Below are 26,635 nucleotides of genomic sequence, written 5' to 3'. Positions count from 1 at the left end.
ACGTCGGGTGGCCGGCATGCCCACGGTCGCGGTGGTCGGCGGCTCGCTCGGCGGGCTGACCGCGGCGCTCGTCCTGCGCGACATCGGCTGCGACGTCACGGTCCACGAGCGGTCGTCGTCGGCGCTGGAGGCCCGCGGCGCCGGGATCGCCGTCCTGCCCGAGACGCTGCGCTATCCGACCGAGCGGCTGGGCATCCCGGCCGAGCGGATCTGCGCGCGCACCGGCTGGATCCGGTTCCTGGAGAGGGACGGCTCGATCCGCCACGAGCAGCGACACACCTACCGCTTCTCCTCGTGGAACACGATCTACCGGACGCTGCTGGACGCCTTCGACCCCGGTCGCTACCTGCTCGGCCGGGAGATGACGTCGTTCACCAGTGGGGCGGACGGGGTCACGGTGCGCTTCGCCGACGGCGGGCAGACCCGGGCGGACCTCCTGGTCTGCGCCGACGGGATCAACTCCGTCGGCCGGGCGGCGTTGGTGCCGGACGCGGCCCCGCGCTACGCCGGGTACGTCGCGTGGCGCGGCGTCGTCCCCGAGGCGGCGCTCGGGCCGGCCGCGTTCGACGCGCTGCACGACGCCCTGACCTACCAACTGCTGCCGGGCAGCCACATCCTGGTCTACCCGATCCCGGGTCCGGACGGCGCGCTCGACGAGGGCCGGCGGCTGATGAACATGGTCTGGTACCGCAACGTCGCCGCCGAGGACCTGGGCTGCCTGCTCACCGACCGCACCGGGCAGCGGCGCAGCGTCTCGCTGCCGCCCGGAGCCGCCCGCGAGGAGGTCGTCGGGGGGATGCGCGCGCTCGCCGAGGACTGTCTGGCGCCGGCCATCCGCGAGGTCGTCGCCGCGGTCGCCGAGCCGTTCGTGCAGGCGGTCTTCGACATCGAGGTCCCGCGCATGGTGAGCGGGCGGGCCTGCCTGATCGGAGATGCGGCCTTCGCCGTCCGCCCCCATGCCGCCGCCGGGACGGCCAAGGCGGCCGAGGACGGCTGGGTGCTGGCCCGGCACCTCCAGGCCACCGGCGGCGAGGTGCCGGCCGCCCTCGTGGCCTGGGAGGCGGAGCAACTGGCCCTCGGGTCGGCCCTGCTCGCCCGGACGCGGGAGATCGGCGACAGCTCACAGTTCACCGGCGGCTTCCGCCCGGGCGACGAGCGGCTCATCTTCGGCCTGCACGGGCCCGGGCGCTGAGCCAGGGCGGCCCCGAGGGCGATGCGCTACGCACGCACCAGGAGGTCATCGGCGGCTGCGGTCTCGGCGAGAACGGTCGAGGGGGGCATGTCCTCCCGCGCCTGCGCGAGGACGGTCCGCCACTGCTCCGGCCGGCTCGCCTCCGGCAGGCGGGCGAGCTCGAGCGCGGCGCGGAGCCGGGACACCCGGGCGCCCTGCCCGGTCGCGATCCGCACCGCCTCGATCAGGTCGGCCACCGCCCCGTCGGCATCCTCGCCCCAGGCCAGCGCGAACAGGGCGCGCCGGCGGAGCAGTTCGGGCAGGTCGAGCTCCTCGCCGCTCCGGTGGACCCGCTCGAAGGCCTGGGCCAGGTGCCGGCTCGCCCGCTCCCGGTCACCGGCCGCCGCATCCAGCTGGGCCAGGCGGCCCAGGAGACCGGGGAAGTAGCCCTGCTGGCCCATCTGCGCCAGGGACTCGAGGATCTGCTCGAGGAAATCGCGGTCCGGTGCGCCGCCGGGCGTGCCGGTCGCCGCCCAGGCGGCGCCGAACGCCGACCAGATGACGTAGCCGTGCTCCCGGGCGATGGCGACCGCCTCCGCGCCGAGTCGCTGCGCCGCCTCGTCGTCGCCGAGGAGGTGCTGGATCCAGGTGGCGAAGGTGGACTTGACGTGGGCGAGGCTGTACGGACCTCGCGGGGACCCGATCTCGTCCGCCCGCCGGAGGGCCTCCTGCTGCCGGCGCTCGGCTTCGTCCAGCTCTCCGCGGGCAGCGCACACCGCCGCCAGGGCGGCGGCCCCGCCCGCGATCGGGTCGTTGGGCAGCGGCCACAGGGGGGAGACGCGCTGCTCGGCGGGGCGGGCGGCGATGGCGGTCAGCGCCCGCTGCAGGTGCTCCTGCGCCGAGGTGAACCGTCCCCGCTTGAAGTCGTGGTAGCCCCTGCAGCCCAGCACCTCCGGCTCGAACGAGGCGAAGGCCGGCTCGCGGACCATCGCGGTGAGCTGGTCGAGCACGTCGCCGGCCGTGGTCAGCTCGGCACTGGCGATCCAGTACGCCCAGAGGGCGATCAGTGCGGGGAGCACCTCGGGGCGCCCGAGCCGGGTGGCGATCTCCTGAGCGCGTCGGTAGTCCGCCTCGATGTCGGGGGAGAAGAAGCCGTGCATCGAGCTGAGGGAGAGCCCGCGCAGCATCCGGGCGGTGAGCTCGCGCTGGTCGCGGGCGTCGGAGGCAGGCAGGGTCGCCACCAGCTCCAGGCCCCGGGAGACCAGCCTGGTGGCCTCGGCGTGCGCCCCGCGCCCCTGTTCCCGGCGGGCGGCTTCGAGGTAGCGGTCGGCGGCGCGCTCGGGGGCTCCGGCGAGGTCCAGGTGCTGGGCGACGAGCGCCGGCTCGGCGCCGAGCGCGGCGAGGGCGCCGGCCACGGCGGCGTGCGTCCGGCGGCGCAGCTCGAGGACCTGGGTCTCGTAGGCGGCGTCGCGCATCAGCGAGTGGCGGAAGCGGTAGAAGCCCGGGGCGAGGCCGGCCGGCTCGATGAGGCCCGCGGCGCTGAGCACGCGGAGCTGAGCTGTGACGGCCTCCTTGTCGCCGATCACCGCGGCGACGGCGGCCGAGTCGAAGGTCGGGCCGACGGTGGCCGCGACCTGCACCACGCGGAGGTCGACCCCCGGGGTCTTGAGCCGCCAGGTGAGCAGTTCCTGCAACCGCAGCGGGATCGGTTCGCTGCCTCGCTCCTGGAGGGCGGAGCGGGTCAGCTCCTCGACGAACAGCGGGATCCCCTCGGCCTGCCCGATGATCGCCGCCCGCTGCTCGTCGCTCAGCGCCCTACCGGCCGCGAGGTTGTCGACGAGCCGTGCGGCGGCCGGCTCGTCGAGCCGGCCGAGCCGGACCACGCGCGCGGCGTCCCGCCAGGGGACGGCGGCGTCGTCCCGGACGGTGGCCACCGCGAGGACCCCCGGGAGCCGCCGCTCGGCGAGGCGGCCCAGGAAGTCGAGCGTGGAGGGGTCGGCCCAGTGCACGTCCTCGAAGACGAACAGGTGGGGCGTCCGGGTGGCGAGGGCGGCCAGCCAGTCCACGAGGCGGTCGAGCGTCTCGTCGAGGACGGCGCCCGGGTCCAGGTCGGGAGCCGGGTACTCGTCGGACGCGGGGACACCGACCAGCGGAGCGAGGAACGGGATCATCGACGCCGGGTCCAGCCCGAGCGAGCGGAGGTCGCCGACCAGCCACCGGAGCCGGTCGGCGCCCTCACCCACCCGGCTGAGCATGCGCTCGAGCAGCCGCGCGATGGGCCACAGCGAGATGTTGGCGTAGTAGGGCAGGCAGGCGACTCCCAGCACCCGGCCGCCGCTGGCCTCCACCCGGTCGAGGACCTCCACCACCAGCCGGGACTTGCCGATGCCCGCCTCGCCGACGACGAGGAAGGGGGCGGGCCGCTCGGTGTGCCGCCGCACCGCGTCCCACGCCGAGAGCAGCAGGGTGCGGGGTTCCTCGCGACCGACGAAGCCTGCCTTCCGGTAGCGGTCGGCCTGGAACCGGGCCGCGGCGTAGCGGGGACGCTCCACGGCGAAGGCCTCGACCGGGCGACTGATGCCTTTCAGCTGGTGCTCGCCGAGTGAGTGCAGGAAGAAGTCGGCATCGACCAGCTGCTGGGTGACGTCGCTGATCACCACCGTGCCCGGCTCGGCGGCCTGCTGGATCCGTGCGGCGAGGTTGGGCACGAGGCCGACCACCGCCTCCCGCCCGGCCGCCGAGCTGTCCGAACCGGGGCCGGTCACCACCACCCGGCCGGTGTGGATCCCGACCCGCACCTCCGGGGCGACGCCGAAGCGGCGGTCGAGCTCGGCCCGGGCATCGCGCACGGCCACGACCAGGTCCAGGCCGGCGAACACGGCACGGCGGGCGTCGTCCTCGTGCGGGTCCGGGTGGCCGAACGCGGCCAGGATGCCGTCGCCGACGTACTGCAGGACGGACCCGCTGTACCGGGTCACCGCTGTTCGGGCCGCCGAGCGGTAGAAGGTGAACAGGTCCCGCAGCTGTTCGGGCTCCCGCTGCTCGGAGAGCAGCGTGGAGCCGACCAGGTCGGAGAACAGCAGCGTCATCAGTGCCCGCTCCCCGGACGGGCCGAGCCGGCGGGCCGCCACCTGCTCCAGGAGGACCCCGGCGCGCCGGTTGTCCGGATCGACGGCGCGCACCTCCTCGGCGGTGGCGCGGGCCTGCTCGAGATCGCCGGCCGCCTGCGCGGTCTCCGCCGCGGTGAGCAACCGCTCGAGCAGGCGGCTCAGCCGCGTCTCGGCCGACAGCTCGACCGCGGTCACCGGCGCCCGCCCCGGCTTCGCCGGCTCGGTGTCGGCTCCCGATGCACCGATACCAACGTCGCCGCCACGTCGTCGAGCCCCTCCAGCCGCTTCCGGGGTGTACCCGGGACCGAGCATCCTCAGCGCGGGTCGGCCGTCCGAGAGGCCAAGGTCCCCGCGCCGGGCAGTGCCGGTCGCGGTCGCGTGGACCCGTGGTGATCACGCGCCGGCGGGTGTTGGCTGGAGGCGTTCGTCGGTCCCGCCCCCCGGAAGGGACGCCCGTGAAGCTGGTCGGATCCCCGTCGTGGCAGCTCACCGAGACCGAGGGGGACCGGGCGCACGTCCTGCTCCACATCCGGGACGTCGCGGCCCTCGAGGTGCCGGCGGAGGTCGACGCCCCGCCCCGCCTCGTCGGGCTGCCGCCGCCCGGCGTCCCGATCCTGGACGACGACCGGCGCCGGCGAGCCGGCCGGGAGTGGGCCGGCTGGTGGCAGGCGCTGCTCGAGGCGGAGAGGCGGGACCAGCCGGACGCGGACGACGACTCGTCGCTCTGGGCGTGGGCCGAGGACCTGGGGCGGGTCTGGGACCCGCCGGAGTTCCGGTCGCTCGCCGACCGGCGGGCCCTGCGTGAGGTGGCCCTCCGGCTCTACCCGGAGGCGCGTCGCTGGGTCGACGCCGGCCCGAGCAGTCCGTCCCGGCTCCCCGGGGAGGTGCACTTCCCGTGGGCGACGGTCAGGGACACCGCGGAGCGCGTCGCCGCCGAGCGCGGGGTGAGCCAGGGGGAGGTGCGGGGCACCGTGATGGTGCTCGACGTCGAGGGCCCGTGGTGGCGGCGGGTGGCCCCGGGCACGGTCCTCTGCTCGGCCGCGGCCGCGGCGGACCCGGCCACGGCGCGGTCGATCCTGCGAGATGCCTTCGAGTCCCGCCTTCCGTGACCGCGGCGTGAGCTCGGCCGGCTATCGCCGTGCGGGCTGCGGTGAGCGCCGCGGCTCGCCGGCCGCCCATGCGGCGACCCGGTCCGTGGCCAGGAGCGCGGCGACCAGCAGGATCAGCATGCCGCCGAAGAGCCACCCCGCCAGGACGTCGCTGGGCCAGTGCACGCCCTGGTAGACGCGGCTGACGCCGTCGAGGACCGCCCAGCACAGCGCCACGGCGATCCCGGCGATCCGCCACGCGCGGTGGGCGGCGCGGAGCAGGCCGAGGCAGAGCAGCCCGGCGGCCAGCGTCGCGCTCACGGTGTGTCCGGACGGGAAGGAGTACCCGGCAGCGGTCGCCGCCCAGTCCGCCCGGGGTGGGCGGTCCCGCGCGACGAGGGCGGCCAGGCCCACCCGCAGCACCTGCCCGACCACGAGGACGCCGACACCCGCCAGGGCGCCGAGCCACCATGACCTCCGGCGCAGCACCAGCACACCGCCCACGGCGGAGAGGGTGTAGGCCACCACCTCGACTCCCACGCTGACCGGCCTCGCCGCCGCGGTCAGCGGCTTCGCGCGGTCCCGCAGCGCCACGGCATGCAGCGCTGCGTCCCAGCTCAGCGGGCGGCCGTGGTTCAGCGCCACCCAGACGAGCAGGCCCGCGAACAGCACGGCCAGCACCGCCGCCGGAACGACCAGCCGGCGGACCGGCGCCCTCCGGGCGGGGGTCATCTCAGGAGTGCGACGTCGGGCACGCCCTGATGGTGACGCCGTGGCGGCCCCAGCGCCTCACGAGCCGGCCGTGCGAGCGCCGCCGGCAGTCTCGCGCCGTCTCCGGTGATCCGGCCCCCTCGCCGGCCCTATCGGATCCGGACGCCCGTCTCCGCGGTGCCGTAGCCGCCCAGGCCCTCCACCGCCGAGCGGAACGCGGCCGACCCCATCAACTCCCACAGCGGGGCGAGCAGGGGGTCGTCGAGCAGGCCGGCGGCCACGACGAGGTCGTACGGCTCGGTCGTCACCGGCACGAAGTCCAGCCCGTAGGCCCGGGCCGCGGCGAGGATGCCCAGCCCGCAGTCGGCCCGGCCGGCGGCGACGGCACCCGCCACCGCGAGGTGGGTGTGCTCCTCGCGGGCGTAGCCCTCGATGTCGTCGGGGGACAGGCCGCGGCGGCCGAGCTCGTGGTCGAGCAGCACCCGGGTGCCGGCGCCGCGCTGCCGGTTCACGTACCGGACGCCGCGGCGGGTGAGGTCCTTGACGTCCTCCAGCCCCAGGGGGTTGCCCGGCGCGACGATCAGCCCCTGCTCGCGGTGGACCAGGCGGACGACGGCGACGTCCTGCCCGGCCAGCAGCCGGTCGACGTAGGGCAGCGTGTACTGGCCGGACGCCGGGTCCAGGATGTGCGATCCGGCCAGGTGGCACAGCCCGTCCCGGACGGCGACCAGCCCGCCCAGCGAGCCGACGTTGGAGGAGGCCAGGCTGATCCGCGGGTCGCGGCGGCGCAGCTCGGACGCGGCCAGGTCGAGCACCAGGTCGTGCGAGCCGATGACCACGATCGTGCGCCGGATCTCGTCCAGGCCGCGCAGCAGCTCGATGTCGACGTCCTCCCCGGCCTGGTGACCCTCGGTCCCCGCGGGCACGACGAGCAGCCCGTCGGCCCGGACGAGGGAGGTGAGCACCCCGGCGCCGCGGGACAGCGGCGTCGCCACCACCCGGCCGGCCACCTGGCCCAGCCGGACCCGGATCCAGTCGTCCATCCCGACCACGGAGGCGAGCTTGCGGGCCAGCCGGGCCCGGGTGACCGGGCGGCGCTGCACCACCGCGCCCTGCAGCCCGGCCAGCACCGGCGCGGCGAAGATGTCGAACGTCAGCGCCGCCGACACCGGATAGCCCGGGCAGCCCACCACGGGCGTGCCGTCGACGACGCCGAGGACCACCGGATGGCCCGGGCGGACGGCGACACCGTGCACGGCGAGCGTGCCGGCCTGCTCGACGACCGAGGCGGTGTGGTCGTCGCGGCCGCGGCTGGACCCGGCGACCACCAGGACCAGGTCGGCCGCCGCGGCCGCGGCGCGCAGGGCCGCGGCGATGCGGGCCGGGTCGTCCGGCTCGATCGGCAGCACGACGGCCTCGCAGCCGGCCTCCCGCGCCTGGGCGGCCAGCATGAGGGAGTTGGTGTCCGGGATCTGACCGGGCTCGACGTCCGCCCCGAGCGGCCGGATCTCGTCACCGGTCGGCAGCACGTGCACGACGGGAGCCCGGCGGACCAGCAGATCGGCGGCGCCCGCCGCGGCGGCCGCGGCCACGTCGACCGCCCGCAGCCGGTGCCCCTCGGGCAGCAGCAGCTCACCGGCGGCCACGTCCTCGCCGACGGAGCGCACGTGCTGGTAGGGCGGCACGGCGGCGCGCAGCTCGGCGACCGGGCCGGCCGGCGTCGGCTCGTGGTGCACCTGCTCGCGCATGACCACCGCGTCCCGGCCGGGCGGCAGCGGATCCCCGGTGTCGACGACGTCGTAGGCGTCCGGCGGCAGGCGCAGGGGCGTGGTCTCGCTCGCGCCCACCGTGGCGGCGGCGGAGACCGCGATGCCGTCCATCGCGGCCGCGTCGAAGGCGGGGGAGGAGCGCCGGGCCCACACCGCCTCGGCGGTCACCCGACCCACGGCGTCGGCCAGGCCCACCCGCACGGCCGCCACCCGCTCGGGGCAGCCGCCGGCCGCGCAGGCCCGCCGCCACGCCTCGAGGGCCTGCTCCGCGGGCACGTCGCGGATGAACGGGCTAGTCGTCACGGTGCCAACCTAGGTGCACCGGTTCATGGCGTTGTCGACGACGCAGAGCTGCCACTGGGTGGCGGACCGACCGAGCGTTACCCTGCGCGACGTGGTCGAGCCAGGCGGCGGCGAGCGAGCCACCCTGGAGCAGGGGGACTACGTGCGGATCCTCGCGCACGCTCACGATCGGGCGGACGGCAATCCGCCTTTCGGCATGGTCGGGGAAAGTCTGCCCGTCGGCGGGCTGTTGGTTGCCCAGGCGGGCGCTGGTCTTGGCGTATTCGCGCCAGGGGATCTCCAGCGGGTAGCCCCCGAGGACATCCCGCGAGATGCTCTCGCGGACATTCGCCGCCGCGCCGGACTGACGCCGGAGGACCCCCGCCCCGCACGGTAGGTGCCGCCATGGCGTGCCAGCGACGTCAGGACACAGCACACCCATTGCTAGGCGTAGAGCACCACCTCGACCTCCGTGCCGGCGGGCAGCCCGGTGGCGGCTTCGGGTACGACGACGTAGCCGTCCGCGGCGGCCAGCACCGACAGCAGCGCGGAGTGACCGAAGATCGGCTCGGCCACCCCGTCGTGCAGGCGCACCTGGACGACGTCGAGCCGGCCGGCGGCGGACGGCACGTCGCGGGCCAGCCGCGCACGCGTGCACGGCTCCGGCGGTGGGTGCAGGCACCCGCCGACCAGGCGGAGCACCGGCACGCCGACCAGCCGGAACACCACCAGCGCCGACAGCGGATTGCCCGGCAGCCCGATGACCGGCACGCCGTCGCACTCGGCGAGCAGGGTCGGCTTGCCGGGCCGGACGGCCAGCCCGTGGCAGAAGACGCCGGGCGGTCCCAGGCCGGCGACGACCCCGGCGGTCTCGTCGCGGGCGCCCACGGAGGAGCCGGCGCTGACCACGACGAGGTCGCAGGCGGCGACGGCCTTGCGCAGCGCCTCGTCCAGGGCCCGCGCGTCGTCCGGGACGATGCCCCACGGCCGGGGGACGCCGCCGGCGTCGGCGACCAGCCCGGCCAGGGCGACCGCGCTGGCGTCGCGCACCTGGCCCGGGAGCAGCCGCGCCGTCGCGGCCGGCACGACCTCGTCCCCGGTGGACACGATGGCCACCGAGGGCCGCGCGTGCACGGGGAGCTCGGTCACGCCCGCGGCGGCGAGCAGGCCGAGGTCCTGGGCGCGCAGCGGCCGCCCGGCCGGCACCAGCTCGGCGCCGGGCGCGGCGTCCTCGTCGGCCCGCACCAGGCCGTCGCCCGGCGCGACCGGGCGCACCACCTCGATCGTCCCGGGCATGGCCTCCTGCGTGTACTCGACCATCACGACGGCGTCGGCGCCGGGCGGCAGCGCGCCGCCGGTCGGGATGGCCACCGCGGTGCCCGGCCGGACGGAGGTCGTGGGCTCGGCGCCCATGCGTACCGCGCCGACCACGTCCAGGTAGCCCGGCAGCCCCTCCGACGCGCCGAACGTGTCCGCGGCGCGGACGGCGAACCCGTCGACGGTCGCCCGGGCGAAGCCGGGCAGCGCGGCGCCGGCCGTGACCGGCGCGCTCGGCACGCGGTGCAGCGCCGCGTCGAGGGGCACCACCTCGGCGGCCGTGCGCCGCCCCGGCCGGAAGCCCCGGAGGGCCTCGGCCACGGTCAGCGCGGTGAAGAACTCGTGCCCCGGCACGGCCGTGCTATCCGCGGGGCTGCGGCCGGGCCGCCGTGCCGCCGCGCTCCTGCCCCAGCACGCTGACGACCGGGCCCAGCGCGACCTGCCCGAGCCCGCAGATCGACGTCCGCCGCAGCACCGTCTCCAGCTCGAGCAGGGTCGCCCGCCGCTGCTCGTCCAGGCCGCCGTCGGCCTGCGCCGCGGTGAGCAGGGCGTGCGCCTTCGCCGAGCCGACCCGGCACGGGACGCACTTGCCGCACGACTCGTCGCGGAAGAAGCGCAGCACGTTGGTGGCGGCGGCCAGCAGGTCGGTGCCTTCGGCCATCACCACCACGGCGCCCGAGCCGAGCATCGATCCGGCGTCGGCGAGGGTGTCGAAGTGGAGGCCGACGTCGAGCCGGTCGGGTCCGAGGAAGTTGGAGGAGGCGCCGCCGGGCTGCATGGCCGCGAGCTCGGCGCCGTCGGCCACGCCGCCGGCCGCCTCCAGCAGGTCCCGGATGGGAGTGCCCATCGGCACGCAGTACACGCCCGGCCGGCCCACGTGCCCGGAGACGGCGAAGAACTTCAGGCCGGTCCACCCGCCGACGCCCTGGTCCCGCCACCAGGCGGCGCCGCGCTCGACGATGACCGGGACGTCGGCGAGCGTCTCCACCGAGTTCATCAGCGTGGGGCGCCCCCACAGGCCGTAGGTGCCGGGGAACGGCGGCTTGTTCCGCGGCTCGCCGCGGTGGCCCTCCATGCACTCGATGAGCGCCGACTCCTCGCCCAGGATGTAGCCGCCGGGAGAGGTGAAGATCTCCACGGACAGCCGTCGTCCGCTGCCCGCGACGTCGTCGCCGAGCAGGCCCTCGGCGCGGAGGGTCTCGATCTCCTCGGCCAGCACCGCCCGCTCGGGGCCGTACTCGTGGCGGATGAAGACCCAGCCCTCCTCGGCCCCCACGACCACCATGCCGAGCAGCAGGCCCTCGAGCACGAGGTGCGCCTGCTCGGCGAGGATCTGCCGGTCCTTGAACGTGCCGGGCTCGGACTCGTCGGCGTTGCAGATCGCGTACTTCGTCCCGGGCGGCTGCGCTGCGACGAGCTCCCACTTGCGACCGGTGGGGAACCCGGCGCCGCCCATGCCGCGCAGCTCCGCCTCCTTCAGCGCCGTGACGACGGCGTCGGCGGTGCGCTCGCCCGCGAGCAGCGAGCGGAGCACCCGGTACCGGGGCTCACCGGGCCCGTACGGGTCGTTGGGCCACGGGCCGCCGCGGCCGTCGGGGCCGGGCCGCGCTGCCGGGGCCTCGGGCAGGGCCCCGGCGCGGGCGGCGGCGACCAGCACGCCGGTCGCGTCCGCGGCGGCCGGCTGCTCGTTCACCGCCACGGCCGGGGCGACGTCGCAGCGGCCGAGGCAGGACACCTCGACGACCTCGACGTCCGGGTCGCCGGCGTACCGCTCCCGCACCTCCTCGATGCGCGCCTGGCCGCCCTGCAGCCAGCACGCCAGGTCGTGGCAGACGTGGACGGCGACCGGTGGCGGGGGCTCGGTGCGGTAGTGCGGGTAGAACGAGATCAGCCCCTCTATCTCGTAGAGCGGCCGCCGGGTGTCGCGGGACAGCGCCTCGAGCTCCTCGCGGGGCAGCCAGCCCCGGCGCTCCTGGATGAGGTTGAGCGCGGGGATCAGCGAGGGGCCGGGGAACTTCCCCGCGCGGGCCTCCACGCCGGGAACGCGGTCCTGCCGGGCGGTCACCGGCCCTCCACCGGCTCGATGCGGACCGCGCAGAACTTGAACTCGGGGATCTTCCCGAACGGGTCGATCTCGTCGATGGTCAGCAGGTTGGCCGCCGCCTCCCGGAAGTGGAACGGGATGAAGCAGTTGCCGCGCGCCTCGCGGTGGGAGACCTTCACGTGCAGCTCGATCCGGCCGCGCCGGGAGGTCACCCGCGCCATCCCGCCGTCGGTCAGCCGCAGCCGGGCGGCGTCCTCGGGGTTGACGTAGACCTCGGCGCGGGGCGCGATCGTGTCCAGCGCGTACGAGCGGCGGGTCATCGAGCCGGTGTGCCAGTGCTCGAGCAGCCGGCCGGTGTTGAGCACGATCGGGTACTCGTCGTCGGGGAGCTCCCTGGCGGGCAGCCATTCGGCCGGCACCAGGTGCGCCAGGCCGTCGCCTGTGTTGAACCGCTCGTCGAACATCACGACGGTGCCGTCGCTGTGCTCGGGGTCGTCGTTCGGGTAGAGCTTGCCGGTGCCGCCGAGGTTGTCGTAGCTGAGGTTGCGGTAGCTCGGCATGAGCGAGACGACCTCGTCGAAGATCTCCCGCGGGGAGCCGTAGTCCCAGTCCAGCCCGACGCGGTTCGCGATGTCCTGCACCACGCGCCAGTCCTCGCGGGCCTGCCCGGGCGGGTCGAGCACCTTGCGGCCGAGCTGCACCCGGCGGTCGGTGTTCGTGTAGGTGCCGTCCTTCTCCAGGTAGGAGGTCGCCGGGAGGATGACGTCGGCGAACTCGCAGGTCTCGGTCAGGAAGATGTCCTGCACCACGAGGAACTCCAGCGCCGCGAGCGCCTTGCGGACCTTGTTGATGTTCGGGTCGGACAGGAACGGGTTCTCGCCCATCATGTACATCCCGCGGACGCCGCCCTTGAGCGCCGAGGCGACGATCTCGGTGACCGTCAGCCCGGGTGTCGGATCGAGGTCGGTGCCCCAGACCCGCTCGAAGCGGTCGTGGACGTCGGGCTCCGCGGCGCGCTGGTAGTCCGGGTAGAACATCGGGATCAGGCCCATGTCCGAGGCGCCCTGCACGTTGTTCTGCCCGCGCAGCGGGTGCAGCCCGCTGCCCGGCTTGCCGACGTTGCCGGTGATGGCGCACATGGCGATCAGGCAGCGGGCGTTGTCGGTGCCGGTGGTGTGCTGGGAGATCCCCATGCCCCAGAAGATGATCCCGGCGCGGGCCTCGCCCCAGATCCGGGCCACCCGGCGGATCGCGTCGGCCGGCACGCCGGTGATCTGCTCGCCGCGCTCCGGCGGGTAGTCGGCCACCGTGGCGGCCAGCGCCTCGAAGTTGGAGGTGCGGGCGGCGACGTAGTCGGCGTCGACCAGCCCGAGGCGGATCACCTCGTGCATCACCGAGTTGTAGAACGCGACGTCGGTGCCCGGCTTGAGCTGGCAGAACAGGTCGGCGTGCTCGGACATCCGGTCGGCCCGGGGGTCGACGTAGACGATCGTCGTGCCGGAACGCTGGGCCTGCTTGAAGAACGACGAGGCCACCGGGTGGTTGGCCGGGGCGTTGCTGCCCGCGACGATCGCGACGTCGGCGTTGACGACGTCGCCGTAGGTGGTCGAGACCGCGCCGGAGCCGATGCCCTCGAACAGGGCCGCGACGCTCGAGGCGTGGCAGAGCCGGGTGCAGTGGTCGACGTTGTTGGTGTGGAAGCCGGTGCGGATCAGCTTCTGGAAGAGGTAGGCCTCCTCGTTCGAGCACTTCGCCGAGCCGAACCCGGCGATCGCGGCCGGCCCGCCGTCGGCGTGGATCTCGGTGAGCCGGCGGGCGACGAGGTCGAGCGCCTCGTCCCAGGTGGCCTCGCGGAAGTGCGGCAGCACCTCCTCCATCGGCACCAGCCCGCCGGGTCTGCGCCCCTTGCGGCCCTTGCGCCCGACCTCCTCCTCGCCTCTGACCTCGGCGGTGAGCGGCCCCTTGGGATAGGAGTCCGCCCGCCGGATCAGCGGTGTGGTGAGCCGCTGGGGCGAGGCGGCGTAGTCCCAGCCGTAGCGGCCCTTGACGCAGAGCCGGCCCTTCGACCCGGGCTGGTCGCGGCCCTCGGCGTAGGCGATCGCGCCGCGCTCCCGGTCGACGTAGTAGGTGAGCGCGCAGCCCACCCCGCAGTAGGGGCAGACGCTGTCGACGGCGTCCAGGTCGGTGCGGGGCCGGATCGGGACGTCGTGGATGGGCTTGTTGGTCAGCGCCCCGGTGGGGCAGGCCGAGACGCACTCGCCGCAGGTGACGCAGGACGAGGCGCCCATCGGGTCGTCCAGGTCGAAGGCGATCCGGGTGGTGTAGCCCTTGCCGCTGCGGCCGATGACGTCGTTGCCCTGGACGTCGTCGCAGGCGCGCACGCAGCGGTCGCAGAGGATGCAGGCGTCGTGGTCGACGGCGATCACCGGGTTGGACAGGTCGGTGCCGCGGCCGTAGCCGTGCGGCAGCCGGCCGTCGGCGGAGACGCCGTAGCGGTCGGCCAGGCCGAGCAGCAGGTTGTCGCCGGTGGTGGTCTGCTTCGGGTCGCGCTCGCGCGGCGGCTGGTCGGCGACGAGCAGCTCGGTGAGCACCGCGCGCGCCCGCTCCACCTCGGGGGTGGCGGTGGCGACGGTCATGCCGTCCTCGCACGGGCGGACGCAGGCTGCGGCGTAGACCCGGCCGCCGACGTCCACGACGCACATGCGGCACACGCCGACGGGGTCGAACCGCTCGTCGTGGCACAGCACGGGGACGTCGATGCCGGCATCGCGCGCCGCCGTCCAGATCGTGGTGCCCTCGGGCGCGGTGACCTCGCGGCCGTCGATGGTGAGCGTGACGGTGCGGGTCAGCTGCTCGGGGGGCGACACGGTGACCATGCGTTCTCTCCTAGATCGCGGCCGGCTCGGTCAGCAGGAGGTCGGCGGTGGCGTCCGGGGCGGGATGCCCCTCGGGGTCGAGCCCCCGGGCGGCCCAGTAGCCGTCGACCATGACGCGCAGGGTCTCCGCGGACAGGCTCGCGACCCGCCCCGACCGGAGCGTCAGCGGCTCCTGCAGCAGCCGGGCGGGCAGCCAGTCGTCGGCCGGGGTCCAGCCCTCGCGGAGGTTGAACACCCGCTTGGCCAGCACGATCCGGCGCGCGGTGGCGCGCAGCTCGGCGGCGTCGACGTCCCAGCCGGTGACGGTGCGCAGCAGCCCGGCCCACTCCGCGAAGGGGTCGGTGAAGACGCCGCGCAGGAACTTGCAGAGGATCAGCGAGTCCATGACCGCGGCGCGGTCCTCGGTCTCGACGGTCGCGCGGACGTGCGCCTCCCCGCCGGCGAACCGGTCCAGCTCGCCGGAGAGGTCGGCCTCGTAGGCGCCGGAGCGGTTGTGGTCGGCCCCGCGGGCGTTCACGGCCAGCCCGAGCGCCATCGCCTGCAGCGTGCGCGGCTCGTAGCCGGGCAGCTCGAGGCCCTTGACCTGCAGCGCGAACCCCTCCGAGCCGCCGCCGACCTCGGCCGCGGCCCGCCGCGAGCCCTCGGCCAGGAGCGCGCCGAGGCCGTCGCCCCGGCCGATCTCGTCCAGCGCCCGCAGCAGGGCGGCGCCGTCGCCGAAGCGCAGCCACGGCGCGTCGAGCAGGCCCCGCTCGGCGCACTCCATCGCCCAGGCGACGGTGCCGCCGGCGGAGATCGTGTCGAGCCCGAGCTCGTCGCAGCGCGCGCTCGCGGCGAGGACGTCGTCGGGGTCGGAGACGCCGCACAACGGACCGAGGGCGAAGACGTTCTCGTACTCCACCCGCGCGGTCTTCCCGCCGCGGGCGCGGTAGACGTGCTCGCAGCCGATCGTGCAGGAGGCGCAGCTGTTGCGGGCCACGCGGCGCAGCTCGGCGAGGTCCTCGGCGGCGAGCCGGGGCGCCTCGGCGAAGGTCGCGGCGGTGAAGTTGCGGGTCGGCAGGGTGCTGATCGCGTTGAACGTCAGCAGGTTGGCCAGCGTGCCCAGCTCGCGGTACTTCGCGGTGGCCGGGCCGAAGGAGCGGGCCCGCAGGTCCCGGGCGGCGGCGAGGACGGCGGCCGGGTCGGCCGGGGCGACCTTCGTGGCGGCGTGCACCGCCACCGCCTTGATGTTCTTGGCCCCGAGCACCGCCCCGAGGCCGCCGCGGCCGGCGTGCCGCCCGTCGTGGGACAGGGTCGCGAACCGGACCCCGCGCTCCCCGGCCGGCCCGATCGCGGCGACCCGCCAGCCGCGCCCGAGCCGGGCCACGAGCGCCCGCTCGGCGTCGGCGGCCGGCAGCCCCCACACGTCGCCGGCGTCCACGAGGCGGGCGCCGGCGCCGTCGACGAGGAGGGCGGACGGGCGGGCGCACCGCCCGCGCACCACGATCGCGTCGTGGCCGGTGAGCTTGCCGGAGATCGCGAAGTGGCTGGACGCCAGCGCGTCGTTGAGCATCCCGGTCAGCGGTGACTTGGCGACCACGGCGAACTTGGCGCTGGTGGTCAGCGGCGTGCCGACCAGGGGGGAGAACACGAAGGCCAGCGGGGCGTCGGGGGAGAGGGGCTCCACCCCGGCCGGGGCCAGCCGGAGCAGCAGCCAGGTGCCCAGCCCCGCCCCGCCGAGGTAGCCGCGCAGCACCGGTTCGGGCAGCTCGACGGGGACCGCCGCGCCGTCCGTGACGTCGACGAGCAGCGCCCGACCGAAGTAGCCGCCCGGCACCGCGTCAGCCTCCGGCGGACGAGGAGAGGAACGGCACGTGGTCGTGGTCGCGCATCGCGGGCCTCACCCTCCGGCATCCGCGGACAGGAACGTGACGGTGTCGCCCGCGACCAGCGGGAGAAAGTCGTCGCGGGTGATCTGCTCGCCGTTGAGCGCGGCGAGCACGTGCCGGTCCAGGGGCAGGTCGATCGCCGCCGCCGCCCGGGCCAGGGTGGCCGCGCGCACCGTGCGCGCGCCGCCGCCCGCACGGCTGGCCGCCGTCCCGAAGCACTCGACGGTGATCAGCGGCTCGGGACGCGATCTGGCCGTCCGGTAGTCCTCCGGCTCGTTGACGTTCACCACGGAGTCGAGGTCGGGGTCCAGAGCGGCCACGGCCGGGTCGCCCTGCAGCGTGGCGTCGCCCAGCCGGACGGTGCGGCACTCCTCGAACAGGAACGCGGGCCGGAGCCGGTCGGCCGCCACCAGCTTGCCGACCAGCGGCGCCAGCTCGGTGCGGTAGGCCGCGGCCAGCGGCTGGGGGTAGCCGCGGGCCACCGGCAGCGCGACGTCGACGTCCGGGCCGACCGCGCCGAGCACGGCGCGGACGAAAGCCGGGTGCAGGAACGGCAGGTCGGTGGAGCAGACGAAGGCGACGTCGGCCCGCTCTGCCAGCGCCGCGAGCCCCACGGCGATGCCCTGCAGCGGTCCGCGGCCCTCGGACGGGTCCCGGCGCACCTCGACGGACCGCGGCAGCTCGGGCAGCTCCTGCCCGGGAGCGCCGACCACGACCACCGGCCCCGGGACGGCGCGGGCCACGATCGACGTCGTCCGCCGGAGCAGCGTCGAGCCGTACCACTCCAGGGCCGACTTGGGCGAACCCATGCGGGAGGAGCGCCCGCCCGCGAGCACGACGCCGGCCCTCCGCTCGGCCATGCCGGGATGCTAGACCGCTGAAGCGCCGCCGGACCGCCCTTTCGGACGACGGTCCTCAGCCGCTCCCGCCGCTCAGCAGCCGACTCGACCCGGGGTCGACGGTCAGCGTCACGGCGTCGCCCCGCCGGGGCGGGACGGCGCCGGGCGGCAGGTGCACGACGACGCTCTGCCCGGCGGCGTCCAGCCGCAGCTCCCAGCGGCCGGGGCCCTGCCGGACCGAGTCCACGCGCGCGGCCGACCGACCCTCCGTGGGCCGGACGGCGACGCCGGTCGCCCACGCCGCGAGCCGCGCGCCGCCGGCTGTCGCGGTGGGATCGCGGAGCAGCACGCAGCTGCCGATCCGGACCCGCCCGGTGTCATCGACGGTGACGTCGAGGACGTTCTCGTAACCGACGAGCCGGGCGACGGCCGCGTCGACGGGTGCGCGCAGCACCTCCCTCGCGGGCGCGGCCTGCCGGACGGCCCCGTCGACGAGGACGACCACGCGGTCGGCGAACCGCAGCGCCTCGTCGGCCCGGTGGGTGACGTGCACCAGGGTCACGGAGCGGTCGGCGAGCGCCTGCTCGACGTCGGCCAGGAAGGCGGCGCGCGCCTCCGGGTCGAGGGCGCTGGCGGGTTCGTCCAGCAGCAGCAGCTGCGGTTCGGTGACCAGCGCGCGGGCAAGGGCGACCCGCTGCGCCTCGCCTCCGGACAACCGGTCCGTGCGCCGTTCCGCGAGGTGACCGATGCCCAGCCGGTCGAGGGCCCCGCCTGCTCGGGCGCGTCGCCGGGTCCGGCCGACCCGGCGCCAGCGCAGCGGCAGCTCGACGTTGCGGGCGACGGTGCCGGCCAGCAGCGCCGGTCGCTGGGTGAGGTAGCTGAGGGAGCGGCGCAGCGCGAGCAGCTCGCGCCGGGTCAGCGCGGCGGGATCGCGGCCGTCGACGAGGACCCGGCCGCGGGTGGGCGTCTCGACGGCGGCGAGCAACCGCAGCAGCGTCGTCTTCCCGGCCCCGTTCGGACCGAGGACGGCGATCCGCTCGCCGCGGGCCACCGCGAGCTCCTCGACGGCCAGCACGGGACGGCCGCCGCGCAGGTGGGTGACGCCGTGGACGGCGAGCATCTGGGTCACGACCGGGCCCAGGCGCTGCCGCGCTGCTGCACCGAGGTGAGCGTCGCGTTCACGACGAACGCCAGCGCGAGCAGCACCGCCGCGTACGCCAGGGCGGGGCGGAAGTCGCCGCGCCGCACGTTCTCGACGATCGCCGTGGTCATGACCTGCGTCTGGCCGTGGATGTTGCCGCCGACGATCGTGGCGGCCCCGACCTCGGAGAGGGCGTGCCCGAACCCGGCCATGGCGGCGGCGAGCAGCGGCAGCCGGGCCTCGCCCCACAGCCGCCACAGGGCCTGCGGCCCGGTGGCCCCCATCCCGCGCAGCTGCTCGAGCAGGTCCGGCGGCAGCAGGGCGAGCGACGCGAGCGTGATCGCGGTGACGAGCGGGGTGGCGATGAGGACCTGGGCGACGACCATGCCGCGCAGGGTGTAGATCAGATCGAGCCGGCCCAGCGGCCCGGTGCGCCACAGCAGCAGCGCCACCACCAGGCCGACCACGACGGTGGGCACGGCCATCCCGGTGTTCACCACCGAGACGGCGAGCCGGTGGCCGCGGCCGCGGCGTAGGGCCAGCCAGGTGCCCAGCGGCACCCCCAGGACGACGGCGACGAGGGTCGCGGTGACCGACACGAGCAGGGAACGGGCGAGGACCTCCCCGACCGGGTCGGACAGCATGCGCGGCCTGCGATCGCTACTGCGGCGCGTCGGGGAAGAACAGCGGCTGCCCGAACCGGTCGACGCCGAACTCGCCGATCAGCTGCTGCGTCTCCGGCGTCACCAGCCAGTCCGAGAACGCCGTCGCGCACGCGCGGTTGGTGTCGGGAGCCTTCACGACGATCACGTGGTACGGGTTCTGCAGCTCGTCGCCCCCCTCGGCGACGATGTCCAAATCGAGGTTCTGCGTCGCCAGGTAGGTGCCGCGGTCGGACAGCGTGTAGGCCTGCTTCTGGCCGGCGATGGTGAGCGTCTCGCCCATGCCCTGCCCGGTCTCGAGGTACCACGACCCCGACGGGTCGATGCCCGCCTGCTGCCACAGGGCGAGCTCCTTGGCGTTGGTGCCCGACTCGTCGGCGCGGGACGCGAACGGCGCCTGCGCCGCGGCGATGGCCGCGAACGCCTCGGCCGCGTTCGCCGCCTGCCCGGCGTGCGCCGGGTCGGCGGGCGGGCCGACGACGACGAAGTCGTTGTGCATGACGGCGACCCGGGACACGCCGTGGCCCTCGGCCATGAACTTCTCCTCCGCGGCGGGGGAGTGCACGAGCAGCACGTCCGCGTTCCCGGACGCCCCCATCTCCAGCGCCTCACCGGAGCCGACGGCCACGGTCTTCACCGTGCAGTCGCTGTCCTCCTCGAAGGCGGGCACGAGCGTGTCGAGCAGCCCGGTGTCCTGGGTGCTGGTCGTGGTGGCCAGGACCATCGCCCCGGACGCCGCCGCGGTGCCGCCGCTGCCTCCCTGTGTGGCGCCCGAGCTGGCGCCGCAGCCGGTGAGGAGGAGCACCGCGAGGAACGCGGGGAGCTGCCACCGGCGGGCTGCGGTGGTGCCTGCACGGCAGTCGACGGGCCGCATGCGCGGCATTCTGTCCCGCCGCGCGCACCGGCGGTCTCGTTCGGCACGTGCGGAACCGACCACCCTGCCGGGATGAGGCCGGGCGGGGCGGCGCCCGTGCAGCGTGGGCGGGGAGGGCGGCGTCGTCCCGCGCGACGGGGGAGCGGTCGGTGGGCGCCCCCGCGAGCGAGGGGGCCGGAGGATGACCATCACGACCGAGCACCCGAAGACGCGACGGAGGCAGAGCCGGGCGGTGCGGACGGCGGAGAGCGTGGTGGCCGGCTGCGTGTTCATCATGCTGGGCCCCGTCGTGCCCGTTGCCGGCATCCCCGCCGGCCTGCTGCTCCTGCGTCGGCGGGTGCAGGCCGCGCGGGTGGTGGTCGCGTCCGCGGTGCCGGTCGTCCCGAGTGGAGCCCCGGCGGCCGCCCGCGACGCCGGCGCGGTGATCGCGATTGGCGCGCCGAGCACGCCGTACCCCCGGACGGCGCCGTCCGCCGGCGCCGGGTCGGCTCGGCTGCAGAGGGTGCGGTCCGCCGCCGTCGCGGGCCCCTGGTAGCGGGTCGTGGTGGTTCCTGTCCTGCCGGGGACGTGACCGACGAGCGCGGCGCGGCGGCGCTCGGCCAGCCCGCAGCCGGCGAGCTACCCACCGGCACGGTGACCTTCCTGTTCACCGACATCGCAGGCTCCACCCGGCTGCTGCGCGCAGACCGGCAGGCCTACGCGGTGGCGCTGGCGGAGCACCGGCGGCTGCTGCGGGCCGCGTTCGCCGCGCATGGCGGCCGGGAGGTCGACACCCAGGGCGACGCGTTCTTCGTGGCCTTCTCCTCGGCCGGGCAGGCGGTGGCCGCCGCGGCCCAGGCGCAGCACGCGCTGGCCGATCACGCCTGGCCGGACGCGCGGCGCGTGTCGGTGCGGATCGGCCTGCACAGCGGGGAGGCCACGGTCGCCGGGGACGGCTACGTCGGGCTGGCCGTGCACCGGGCCGCCCGCATCGCCGCGACCGCGGCCGGCGGGCAGGTGCTCCTGTCGGGGGCGACCGCGGCGCTGGTCGCCGACGATCTGCCGACCGGCACCTCGCTGCGCCCGGTGGGCGAGCATCGGCTGAAGGACTTCCCGCAGCCGGCGCCGCTGTTCCAGCTCGACATCGACGGGCTGCCCGGAGACTTTCCGCCGTTGCGCCTGCCCGTGCCGCACCACCGGCTGCCCGTCCCGGCGGCCCCGCTGCTGGGCCGGGACGCCGACCTCGCCGCGCTCACCGCGCTGCTGACCGACCCCGGCCCGCGACTGGTCACCCTGACCGGGCCCGGCGGCATCGGCAAGACCAGGCTGGCCCTCGAGGTGGCGCGCACCGTGGCGGACGCCTTTCCCGGCGGCGTCTTCTTCGTGGCGCTGAGCGCACTCACCGATCCCGCACTGGTGCTGCCCACGCTCGCTGATGCCCTCGGCGCCCGCCGCGAGCCCGGTGTCGAGCCGCTCGACGCCGTCCGCATCGCCCTGGGCGACGACCGGACGCTGCTCGTGCTCGACAACTTCGAACAGGTCGCGGCGGCCGCGGGCGAGCTGCCGGTGGTGCTGGACGCCGTCCCGGCCGCCGTCGTCCTGGTGACCAGCCGCCGGGCGCTGCGGCTGCGCGCCGAACGGCAGTACCCCGTGGCCTCGCTGGCCCCGACGCCGGCGGAGCAGCTGTTCGCCGAGCGGGCCGCCGCCGTCCACCCCGGTTTCACCCTGGACGGCGGGACCGCGGCGGCCGTGGCCGAGATCTGCCGGCGCCTGGACGGACTGCCTCTGGCCATCGAGCTGGCCGCGGCCCGTGTGCGCCTGCTGCCCCCGGCGGTGCTGCTCGAGCGGCTGAGCGCCTGGCTCGACGTCCTGGCCGGGCCGGTCGACCTGCCGGAGCGGCAGCGCACCCTGCGGGCCACCATGGACTGGAGCTTCCGCCTGCTCGGCACCCACGAGCAGGCGGTCTTCACGCGGCTCGCGGTGTTCTCCGGCGGCTGGACCCTGGCGGCGGCGGAGAGGGTGTGCGGCCGGTCCGGCGAGCCCGACCTCCTCGGCACCCTCTCCGCCCTGCTCGACGCCAGCCTGCTCGTGGAGTCCGGCACAGCCGTGACCGATCCGCGGCTGGACATGCTGGAGACGGTGCGGGCCTACGCGGCCGAGAAGCTGGCCGCCTCCGCCGATCGGGCCGAGGTGGAGCGACGCCACACCGACTGGGTGCTCGCGATCATCGACCCGGACCTGCTCTCACGCGCCAACGAGCTCCGGGAGGCGCTCCCGCGCATTCGTCACGAGTGGGCCAACGTCCGCGCGGCGGTGTGGCGAGCGATCGACGCGGCCGACGTGGCGGCGACGGCGCTGCTGGTCCGGAACGCCTTCCCCTACGTGCTGTTCCACGACGCCGTGCGCGAGGCGGCGGGATGGCTGGACCGGATCCTGCCCCGCGCCGCGGACGCCCCGGCGGACGTGCGTGGACGACTGCTCGTCCTCCGCGCCAACCTCGCGGGCGCCCTCGGCGACGTCACCGCGGTCGGTCCGCTCTGGGAGGAGGGGCGCCGGCTGCTTCCCGACGACGCCGACCACGCCCAGGACCACGTCCTCGTGGCTCTGGCCGGCGTCTACGCCGCCATGGCCGAGGGCTCGGTGGAGGGGGTGTCGCGGTACGTCGACGAGGCGGCCGCTCGCTCCGCCGCCCTGGGTCTGGACGTCGGGATGGCGGTCACCGCGACCATTCGCGGCGATCTGGGGCTGCTCCTCGGAGATCTCGAGGGCGCCGAGCGGCAGTACGGGGCCGCCCTCGATCTGGCCGGCCGCATGGGCGACGAGGCCTGGGTGGGCCTGATCCTCAGCATCCTGGGTCTGATCCGGCTCACCCGGCAGGACATGTCCCGCGGGCGCCGTTCGATCCTCGACGGAGCCGAGCTCAACCGCCATGGGGGTCAGCCGACGAGCATCGCGTACGCCCTCGAAGGGCTGGCGGCGGTGGCCTTGACCGACGGCCGCCCGGCGGTGGCGGCCCGGGCCCTGGCCGCGGCGGCCACCGCCCGCCGAAGCGTCGCCACGGCGCTCAACGCCGCCCTGACGATGCTGGTGGACGACCTGACCGCACGGGCCCGGGATCAGCTGGGCGACCAGGCCTACGAGGCCGCTTGCGCCGAGGGCCGCCAGTGGCCCCTCCTGCAGGCCCTGGACCGGACGCTGGCGGACCTCCACGACACCGACCGGCCGGCCGATGCCCATGCTGGCCGCCGGCACCGTGTCGACCGTCAGCCCTCGTAGGGCTCGTCGAGCATCCGGCTGAGCAACCGGCGGAGGGTTCGGTGCCCGTCCTCGCCGAGGAGTTCGGTGAGGTGCGCCTCGATCCGGTGGACGACCTCGGCGCCGTCCCGGCTACAGGCGCGGCCGCGATCGGTGAGCACGATGAGCTTGGCCCGCCGATCCGTGGGGTCCGGCGTCCGTTCCACGTAGCCCATCGATTCGAGCTCATCGACGAGCTCACTCATCGCCTGTGGGGTCACGTTGGCGGCACGAGCCAAGGCGGTCAGCCGGGCGCCCTCGGGGCCGAGCTGGCCGAAGACCAGCGAGTGCGAGGGCCGGATCGGATGGCCGGCGGCGGCCACGCCTTCGGCCACCAGGCGCGAGACCAGGAGGTGGGCGGTCGACAGCAGGGTCAGGGTGTCGGGCGCAGCACCCTCGTCGCCCATGGACAGTCTCGCAATCTTTCGGCTAGCTTGAACATCAAGCGTACCTGAGCAATGGGGCGTCATCCCGTGTCCGACCGTAGGAGGCGGCATGGACGAGTCAGGAGTTCTTCGGCGCGCGGGATGGGCGGGCGCCGCATCGGTCGTGCTGCTCGGCGTCGGAGTGGCGCTCTGCGCGTCGGTCGGCGACGACGAGCCGGGGTGGTCGGACGCCGTCGTCCTCGCGCGGCTCGGCGACGGTGCGCGGGTGACCGCCGCCGGCATCGGGCTGCCGGTGCTCGCCGTCGGGGTCGCGCTGCTGCTCTGGTTCGCCGCTGGGCTGCGGCGGGTGCTGGACCGGCTGTCCGGCGGCGACCCCCTCGCGCGCGTGACCGTGCCCGCGGCGGCCCTGCTCGGCGGGCTGATGATCACCGGGGTGTCGCTCGACGTGTCGAGCGCGGTCACGGCGTTGTCGGACGAGTTCACCCCCGACCCGGACACCGCCCGCGTGCTCGGCACGGCCGGGGGCCTCGTCGCCTTCACGGGGCTGATCGGCGGCGGGGCGCTGGTCGCCGTGGCGACGCGGATCGCCCAGCGGGCGCACGCCCTGCCGGGGTGGGCCGTGTGGGTGTCCTACGCCGTCGCCGTGCTCTGCGTGTCCGGCTACTGGAGCCAGGGCACGGCGTCCGTGGTCTTCGCGCTGTGGCTCCTCGGCGCCGTCGTCGGGGTGCAGCGCGCGGCGCGCCGGACGCCGCCGGTGCAGGGCGCACCCGCTCCGCCGGCGGCCCACACGCTCCCGACCGTCACCAGCGGCTGAGTTCGGCAGATCCCCGGTTCGGCAGCACCCTCGAGGCGTCAGATGACCACGACACGGCCGAGCGCACCAGTTGTCTGTCTGTTCGCCGTGCTCCTCTGCGGCGGCGTGGCCGGATGCTCCGGCGACAGCGGGTCGCCATCCGAGGAGGCGGCATCGTCGACGGGCGCCGCATCGGCAGGGGCAGGCCTCCGCCTCGTCTCGCTGGGCGACTCCGACGCCACGGGTGCCGGGGACGAGGAGGGCCGGGGCTGGGTGCGGCGCTACGCCGACCTGGTCGCGCGGAAGACCGGCAGCGACGTCGAGGTCGTCGCACACGCCCGGAACGGGCAGACCAGCGAGGCCCTGCTCACCCGGATCCGTCAGGACGACGCGCTTCGACACGACATCGGCTCAGCTGACTTCGTGGTGATCGGCGCCGGTGGGGCGGACATGAACGCGGGCGACGACGCCTGGGACGCCGGAACCTGCACGGGCACGGCCTGCTACGAGCCGGGCCTCGCCGCCTACGCGGACAACATCGCCGCGATCGCGGCCGAGGTCGCGGAACTGCGGGGCGATCAGCCGACCGTCTTCCGCGCGATGACCCTGCCCAACGTCCTCCCGGGCGCGGAGGACGTCATCCCGCCCTTCCTGGTGTCGAGCGCCGCGGAGGTCGGGCCGTTCCAGACCCGTTCGCTGCGCGACTCGACGTGCCTGGCGGTCCGCGAGCACGGCGGCCAGTGCATCGACGTCCTGACCGACTTCAACGGACCGGACGGCACCGAGGACGCCTACGCCGCCGGCCTGCTGAACCACGAGGACTGCTGTTATCCCAACGCCGCGGGGCATCAGCGCATCGCCGAGCTCCTGCTCGACACCGGGATCGAGCCGCAGACTCTCTCGTAGGCCGTGTGCCCACCCGGATTCCGACTGTCCGCTGAGCCTGCGTCTGCTACTCAGGCGGGGACGTCTTCGGCAGCGGGCTACGGTCCGGGGTCGTGACCAGCCCCGAGCGCGAGTACGTCCGGTCCCACCTCGACGACCTGCACGCCGACCTGGACGCCTGGCTGCGCATCCCGTCGATCTCGGCCGATCCGGTGCACGCCGCCGAGGTCGCCCGCAGCGCCGAGTGGCTGGCCGAGGCGCTGCGCCGGGTCGGGTTCCCCATCGTCGAGGTCTGGCCGACCCCCGGCGCGCCGGCGGTCTTCGCCGAGTGGCCGTCGGCCGACCCCGGCGCGCCGGTCGCGCTCGTCTACGGGCACCACGACGTGCAGCCGGTGGACCCGGTCGAGCTGTGGGAGCACCCGCCGTTCGAGCCGACTCTCGTCGAGGGCCCGGACGGCCCGGAGCTGCACGCCCGCGGCGCGATCGACGACAAGGGCAACGTCGCCATGCACCTGCTCGGCATGCGGGCGCATCTGGCCGCGACCGGCCGGGACACCCCCGCGGTCACCGTGAAGCTGCTGATCGAGGGCGAGGAGGAGTCGGGCTCGCCGCACTTCGCCGACCTGCTCCGCGAGCGGCGCGACCGGCTGGACTGCGACGTCGTCGTGGTCAGCGACACCGGCATGGCCGCGCCGCACCTGCCCAGCGCCGTCGTCTCGATGCGCGGCCTGGCCGGCGCCGAGATCACCCTGCGCGGGCCGGCCGTCGACCTGCACTCGGGCTCCTTCGGCGGCGCCGTGCCCAACCCGCTGCACGCGATGGCCTCGCTGCTGGCCGCCCTGCACGACGAGCGGGGCCGGGTCACGCTGCCCGGCTTCTACGACAAGGTCCGTCCCCTCGGGAACCGGGAACGGGAGCTGATGGGCCGGGTGCCGTTCGACGAGAAGGCGTGGCTGGCCGGGCCAGCGGCGGGCTCCGCGGCGTACGGAGAAGCCGGGTTCAGCACCCTGGAACGGATCGGCGCCCGGCCCACCGCGGAGGTCAACGGCATGTGGGGCGGTTACCAGGGCCCCGGCCACAAGACGATCATCCCGGCCGAGGCGCACGCGAAGATCAGCTTCCGGCTGGTGGCCGACCAGTCACCCGCGGACGTCGCCGAGCAGGTCCGCGCCTGGGTCGAGCAGCGGTTGCCGGAGGGCATCACCGCCGACGTGCGGGTCGAGAAGGCCGGCGTCGCTCCGTGCGCCAGCGATCTCGACTCGCCCGGCATGGCCGCCCTGCGGCGGGCGATCGCCCAGGCCTGGGACGGCGACCCCGACGAGGTGCTCTACCTGCGCGAGGGTGGCAGCGGACCGGAGGCCGCCCTGGTCGAGCACCTCGGCGCTCCGCTGCTGTTCCTGGGTGCGGGGCTGCCCACCGACCGCATCCACTCGCCCAACGAGCGGGTGCTGCTGCCCATGCTGCACCGCGGGGCCGAGGCGGCCGCGCACCTGTGGCGCGAACTCGCGGGGATCTCGGGCCGGACTTAGGCTCCGACCGCGTCCGCCCA

The 26,635-nt window shown here is 75.5% G+C and carries 20 protein-coding genes; 8 read left to right on the top strand and 12 right to left on the bottom strand.

The window, feature by feature from the left end:
• Positions 1–16 precede the first annotated feature (16 nt).
• Positions 17–1,192: an FAD binding domain-containing protein gene (locus AB3388_RS14300; RefSeq protein WP_495405943.1), complete on the top strand. Its 1,176-nt coding sequence runs from the start codon at positions 17–19 to the stop codon at positions 1,190–1,192.
• A gap of 26 nt (positions 1,193–1,218) precedes the next feature.
• Here the strand turns inward: AB3388_RS14300 and AB3388_RS14295 are convergent, their stop codons facing one another.
• Complete coding sequence (locus tag AB3388_RS14295; RefSeq protein WP_495405942.1) at positions 1,219–4,476, bottom strand: ATP-binding protein; 3,258 nt, start codon at positions 4,474–4,476, stop codon at positions 1,219–1,221.
• A gap of 260 nt (positions 4,477–4,736) precedes the next feature.
• Between AB3388_RS14295 and AB3388_RS14290 the strand changes: the two genes are divergently transcribed.
• Positions 4,737–5,390: a hypothetical protein gene (locus AB3388_RS14290; RefSeq protein ID WP_495405941.1), complete on the top strand. Its 654-nt coding sequence runs from the start codon at positions 4,737–4,739 to the stop codon at positions 5,388–5,390.
• Between the two features lie 21 nt (positions 5,391–5,411).
• Here AB3388_RS14290 and AB3388_RS14285 read toward each other — a convergent pair whose 3' ends face one another.
• On the bottom strand, positions 5,412–6,101 hold the full coding sequence (locus AB3388_RS14285; protein ID WP_495405940.1) for a phosphatase PAP2 family protein: 690 nt from the start codon (positions 6,099–6,101) through the stop codon (positions 5,412–5,414).
• A 128-nt stretch (positions 6,102–6,229) separates the two neighbouring features.
• On the bottom strand, positions 6,230–8,152 hold the full coding sequence (locus AB3388_RS14280) for a molybdopterin biosynthesis protein (protein ID WP_495405939.1): 1,923 nt from the start codon (positions 8,150–8,152) through the stop codon (positions 6,230–6,232).
• 13 nt (positions 8,153–8,165) lie between these two features.
• Between AB3388_RS14280 and AB3388_RS14275 the strand changes: the two genes are divergently transcribed.
• Entirely contained in the window at positions 8,166–8,528 is a 363-nt protein-coding gene (locus tag AB3388_RS14275) for a hypothetical protein (RefSeq protein WP_495405938.1), read from the top strand.
• A gap of 47 nt (positions 8,529–8,575) precedes the next feature.
• Here AB3388_RS14275 and AB3388_RS14270 read toward each other — a convergent pair whose 3' ends face one another.
• The 8 genes from AB3388_RS14270 to AB3388_RS14235 form a co-directional block, all read right to left on the bottom strand.
• Positions 8,576–9,802 (bottom strand): molybdopterin molybdotransferase MoeA, encoded by a 1,227-nt coding sequence (locus AB3388_RS14270; protein WP_495405937.1) that lies wholly within the window; start codon positions 9,800–9,802, stop codon positions 8,576–8,578.
• Positions 9,803–9,809: 7 nt separating this feature from the next.
• Entirely contained in the window at positions 9,810–11,513 is a 1,704-nt protein-coding gene (locus tag AB3388_RS14265) for an NAD(P)H-dependent oxidoreductase subunit E (RefSeq protein ID WP_495405936.1), read from the bottom strand.
• Positions 11,510–14,368 (bottom strand): formate dehydrogenase subunit alpha, encoded by a 2,859-nt coding sequence (gene fdhF / locus AB3388_RS14260; protein ID WP_495405935.1) that lies wholly within the window; start codon positions 14,366–14,368, stop codon positions 11,510–11,512. Before fdhF ends, AB3388_RS14265 begins: the two co-directional genes overlap by 4 nt.
• Positions 14,369–14,378: 10 nt before the next feature.
• The gene (locus AB3388_RS14255; RefSeq protein WP_495411423.1) at positions 14,379–16,181 is read right to left on the bottom strand and encodes an aldehyde ferredoxin oxidoreductase family protein; all 1,803 of its coding nucleotides are present in this window, start codon (positions 16,179–16,181) and stop codon (positions 14,379–14,381) included.
• A 63-nt stretch (positions 16,182–16,244) separates the two neighbouring features.
• Positions 16,245–17,093, bottom strand: a complete 849-nt coding sequence (locus AB3388_RS14250; RefSeq protein WP_495411422.1) for an NTP transferase domain-containing protein — start codon at positions 17,091–17,093, stop codon at positions 16,245–16,247.
• 55 nt (positions 17,094–17,148) lie between these two features.
• The gene (locus AB3388_RS14245; protein WP_495411465.1) at positions 17,149–18,192 is read right to left on the bottom strand and encodes an ABC transporter ATP-binding protein; all 1,044 of its coding nucleotides are present in this window, start codon (positions 18,190–18,192) and stop codon (positions 17,149–17,151) included.
• A 5-nt stretch (positions 18,193–18,197) separates the two neighbouring features.
• Positions 18,198–18,857: an ABC transporter permease gene (locus tag AB3388_RS14240; protein ID WP_495411421.1), complete on the bottom strand. Its 660-nt coding sequence runs from the start codon at positions 18,855–18,857 to the stop codon at positions 18,198–18,200.
• Positions 18,858–18,873: 16 nt separating this feature from the next.
• A complete protein-coding gene (locus AB3388_RS14235) occupies positions 18,874–19,749 on the bottom strand; it encodes an ABC transporter substrate-binding protein (protein ID WP_495411420.1) in 876 nt (291 codons plus the stop codon).
• A 181-nt stretch (positions 19,750–19,930) separates the two neighbouring features.
• Here AB3388_RS14235 and AB3388_RS14230 point away from each other — a divergent pair, with 181 nt between their 5' ends.
• Both AB3388_RS14230 and AB3388_RS14225 read left to right on the top strand, forming a co-directional pair.
• Positions 19,931–20,284, top strand: coding sequence for a hypothetical protein (locus AB3388_RS14230; RefSeq protein ID WP_495411419.1), 354 nt, complete (start codon positions 19,931–19,933; stop codon positions 20,282–20,284).
• A 32-nt stretch (positions 20,285–20,316) separates the two neighbouring features.
• Positions 20,317–23,004: an ATP-binding protein gene (locus AB3388_RS14225; RefSeq protein WP_495411418.1), complete on the top strand. Its 2,688-nt coding sequence runs from the start codon at positions 20,317–20,319 to the stop codon at positions 23,002–23,004.
• Here AB3388_RS14225 and AB3388_RS14220 read toward each other — a convergent pair.
• Positions 22,992–23,429, bottom strand: a complete 438-nt coding sequence (locus AB3388_RS14220; RefSeq protein WP_495411417.1) for a MarR family winged helix-turn-helix transcriptional regulator — start codon at positions 23,427–23,429, stop codon at positions 22,992–22,994. The genes AB3388_RS14225 and AB3388_RS14220 overlap by 13 nt on opposite strands.
• A gap of 88 nt (positions 23,430–23,517) precedes the next feature.
• On the opposite strand from AB3388_RS14220, the gene AB3388_RS14215 reads away from it, so the two are divergent.
• The 3 genes from AB3388_RS14215 (at position 23,518) to AB3388_RS14205 (ending at position 26,615) form a co-directional block, all read left to right on the top strand.
• On the top strand, positions 23,518–24,222 hold the full coding sequence (locus AB3388_RS14215) for a hypothetical protein (protein ID WP_495411416.1): 705 nt from the start codon (positions 23,518–23,520) through the stop codon (positions 24,220–24,222).
• Between the two features lie 42 nt (positions 24,223–24,264).
• Complete coding sequence (locus AB3388_RS14210; protein ID WP_495411415.1) at positions 24,265–25,107, top strand: SGNH/GDSL hydrolase family protein; 843 nt, start codon at positions 24,265–24,267, stop codon at positions 25,105–25,107.
• A 92-nt stretch (positions 25,108–25,199) separates the two neighbouring features.
• Positions 25,200–26,615, top strand: coding sequence for a M20/M25/M40 family metallo-hydrolase (locus AB3388_RS14205; protein WP_495411414.1), 1,416 nt, complete (start codon positions 25,200–25,202; stop codon positions 26,613–26,615).
• Positions 26,616–26,635 lie beyond the last annotated feature (20 nt).

It is taken from the genome of Geodermatophilus sp. SMS 5-13 (assembly GCF_059428245.1).
Note: the sequence above shows the minus strand (reverse complement) of the source record. Positions and strands in the feature narration are given on the sequence as shown.